Origin of the sequence: Streptomyces sp. NPDC057486 (assembly GCF_042802415.1) — a bacterium.
GTDB classification, from domain to species: domain Bacteria; phylum Actinomycetota; class Actinomycetes; order Streptomycetales; family Streptomycetaceae; genus Streptomyces; species Streptomyces yanii.
The window spans coordinates 1-1751 of sequence record NZ_JBHVEE010000310.1 but is presented as its reverse complement, the minus strand read 5'-3'; the positions used below and the strand labels follow the sequence as shown (position 1 = coordinate 1751).

Sequence of the window (1751 nt, the reverse complement as noted above, 5' to 3'; positions counted from 1 at the left end):
CTGCGTTGTCGGGGTCGTCCGAGTACGTCCGGTACGAGGACGACCCTCCGCCTTGCGATCGCACGCACCGGACGCCGCCGGGCCCATCCTTCGGGCGGACGGCGGGACTTCCGACACACGCCCTAGACCGGGACCGGCCGCCCCGCCCCGAGGCCCGGCTGCCGCAGCAGCAATGACAGCCCAGCTGCGACCAGCGAGACGATCCCCGCCGTCGTGTACGCGCCGACGTACCCCCACGAGGCCACCACGACTGCGCCCATCCCACCGCCGAACAGCCCGCTGACCAGCTTCGCGCTGTAGACCATCCCGTAGTTGGACGCGTTGTTGTTCTCACCGAAGTAGTCCGGCACCAGCGCGGCGAACAGTGGGTAGAACGCGCCGCCTGCGAAGCCGGACAGGAACGCGAACACGAGGAACAGCGGCTGGTTGCGCATCTCGCCTGCCCACAGCACGCCGAACTGCGCGACCGCCAGGACGAGACAGACGTACGTCAGTGTCCGCCGCCGTCCGAGCCGGTCCGAGAGCCAGCCGACCACGCCGCGCCCGGTGCCGTTGATCACCGACATGAGCCCCATCGAGGACGCTGCGATGAGCGGACCGAAGCCCATTTCCTTCGCGAACGGCACCTGGAAGGAGATCCCGAAGATCGAGACCCCGGCGCAGCACAGCATGCAGATCCACATCAGCGGCACGACTCCGGTGCGCAGGGCCTCGCCCGGTGTGAACTGTCGTACCGCGGGAGGGTTCTTGGCCAGGGCGAGCGCCGTACGGGCGTCCCCGCCGCGGCCCAGCGGGTCGACCCCGGCCGGCCACCAGTTCTTCGGGGGGTCCTTGAAGAACATCCCGGCCACCAGCGTCAGCACCAGCACGTAGAAACCGACGAGGTCGAGCACGGTCCGGTAGTTCGAGGTGTCGAAGCCGTACGAGAAGAGAAAGATGAACGGCACCGCGCCATAGGCGAACGCTCCGTTCACGAATCCTGTCTTGCCGCCGCGACGCTCCGGATACCACTTGCCGACCATGTTCACACAGGTCGAGTAGATGAGCCCGGAGCCGACCCCGCCGAGGAAGCCGAAGCCGACCATGGCCAGCGCGACGTCGGGTGCGTGGCTCAGGCTGACGAAGCCGAGGAGTGAGAGGACCGAACCCAGGAGCATCGCTGCCCTGCTGGTGAGAATGCCCTTCTCCCGGAGCTTTCCGGCCGGGAAGGACACCGCCGCCTGGAAGAAGATCCAGACGCTCAGGACCCAGAAGGTGTTGGAGGAGGTCCAGTGGTGTGCCGAGGACAGGGTGTCCTCCGCCGCGCCGAAGGCGTACTCGAAGACGCTGATGGCCAGCATGGCCAGCCACGGGAGGGCCACCATCGTCCAGCGCGGCCGGCCGAGGATCTGCCGGTCGGTCTCTCCGATGCGGTAGACGCGGCCACGAGCGTCCGTGATTTCGCGGAAGCCCGCGCCCGCCGTGGTGGCCGGCGCGGTCCCCGTCACGTCTGGTTCCGCCGTCATATCAGGAGATCTCCCGGCTGATCGGATGCGGATTGGGTTCGATGCGCCTGGTGCTCGGCCGGCCAGGCGCCTTGAGGAAGCAGGCGAGTACCGCAGAGCCGAGACCGATGGCGCCCGCCAGGGCGAAGGCGCCGCCGTAACCCCAGGCATTGACCACGAGGGCGCCGACACCGGAGCCGACCAGGCCGGAGATCAGCTTCGAGCTGTAGACCATTCCGTAGTTCGAGGCGTTGTTGTTCTCACCGA

Annotated in this window: 1 protein-coding gene and 1 pseudogene; both read right to left on the bottom strand. The window is 68.0% G+C overall.

Annotated features, from left to right (window positions below; genetic code table 11):
* Positions 1-122: 122 nt before the first annotated feature.
* Positions 123-1505 carry an OFA family MFS transporter gene (locus ACFU6I_RS48545; protein WP_384380979.1) on the bottom strand — a complete coding sequence of 461 codons (1383 nt, stop codon included), beginning with the start codon at positions 1503-1505 and terminating at the stop codon, positions 123-125.
* Between the two features lies 1 nt (position 1506).
* Positions 1507-1751 (bottom strand): annotated as a pseudogene (locus tag ACFU6I_RS48540) (MFS transporter); the annotation flags it as partial.

Bases quoted from the DNA above. Each gene is read 5' to 3' on its own strand.
- ACFU6I_RS48545 (WP_384380979.1), bottom strand. From the start codon at position 1,505: ATGACGGCGGAACCAGACGTGACGGGGACCGCGCCGGCCACCACGGCG.